This window comes from Microcoleus sp. D2_18a_D3 (genome assembly GCF_036702455.1).
Classification (GTDB): domain Bacteria; phylum Cyanobacteriota; class Cyanobacteriia; order Cyanobacteriales; family Microcoleaceae; genus Microcoleus.
This window is the reverse complement of record NZ_JAUBTK010000212.1, coordinates 1-1,410: the sequence shown is the minus strand read 5'-3', so window position 1 is coordinate 1,410 and position 1,410 is coordinate 1. Positions and strand designations below refer to the sequence as shown.

Here is a 1,410-nt window from a genome sequence, read left to right as displayed (position 1 = left end):
GCTTTGGCTCAAAAACAAGTGTGGCCCGAAGCTATTATTTGCTACCGCAAAGCTATTGCAATAAATCCCAATATTCCTTGGTTTTATGTCAATTTGGGAATTGCATTAACCAGTGAACAATCATGGGATGAAGCTGTTAGCGCTTACCTGCACGCGGTTCAGATTGAGCCGAATTTGACGGGAATTAATCAGAAGTTGGGATATGTTTTGCGGAAGCGGAGCGCATCGGGTTTAGACAGCACAATCGCAACTTATTGTCAAGGTATCGAGGTACTTGCAAGCGGGAAAAATTACCACAAATTGCTGGGAATTGAGTTAGATGGAGCAGAGTTTTATATAAATTTAGGCAATATTTTAGCGAAACAAAAGCTGTTGGAAGGTGCGATCGTATTTTATAGCATGGCACTGCAAATTGAACCCAATGCTGCGGAAGTTGTCGCCCAACTGAATGAGGTTCGGGCAAAACAACAGGAGTTGTACGCACAAATTGCCACTTACCGCCACCAAATAGAAATCGCTCCGAGCAATTCTCAGCCTTACAACGATTTAGGAAATATTTTACCGCAATTAGGGGAATTAGAAGAAGCAATTATTTGCCACCAAAAAGCGGCCGAATTGAGGGGTTGGGCTGAGTGTGCGGCGAAAGATTATCAATTTACCCAAGATTGGTTTACCCACAATATTCCTATTTGGAAACGGCATTTGCAGGAATTTACCGGAAGTGCGGATTTTCAACTTGTGGAAATCGGCAGTTTTCAGGGAATGTCGGCTTGCTGGCTGCTGGATAATATTTTAACTCATCCGACGGCAAAGATTACTTGTATTGACTTGTATTTTCAACAACAGTTTAAGGGCAATATTGTTAAAACAGGAGCAGCTGATCGGGTAATTGAATTAGAAGGTTACTCTCAAGATTTGTTAGTGAATTTGACTTCGGAATATTACGATGTTGCTTACATTGACGGCTGTCACAAACCCACCAGTGCTCTGCAAGATGCGATTTTATCTTGGAGGTTGGTGAAAGTTGGGGGATTGATGATTTTTGACGATTACGAGTTTACCTTTCCCGACAGCCCGGAGCAAGATACTAAAATTGGGATAGATGTTTTTTTGGAGATGTTTGGGAGTCAGTTAGAAGTTGTACATAAAGGCTATCAACTGATTGTTAAAAAAATCGGCAATCAAAGTTTGGGCGCCGAGCAAACTCTGTTGTCTCTGGGTTGGGAAAAGTTGGGGGAGATAGCGGCGAATTCCGGTTATTTGGATGAGGCGATCGCCCGCTATCAAACAGCTATTAAAATTAAGTCGGGCAACTACTTAACTTACCACAAGTTGGGTAAAGCTCTGCAAGAGAAAGAACTGTTTGACGAAGCTCGGGCAGCTTACCAACGGGCGATCGCACTCAACCCT

1 protein-coding gene is annotated in these 1,410 nt (G+C 42.8%); it reads left to right on the top strand.

Annotation, left to right across the window (positions count from 1 at the left end):
* Window positions 1–1,410 (top strand): tetratricopeptide repeat protein (locus QUB06_RS34540; protein WP_333439341.1); only part of this gene is annotated, 1,410 nt, incomplete at both ends.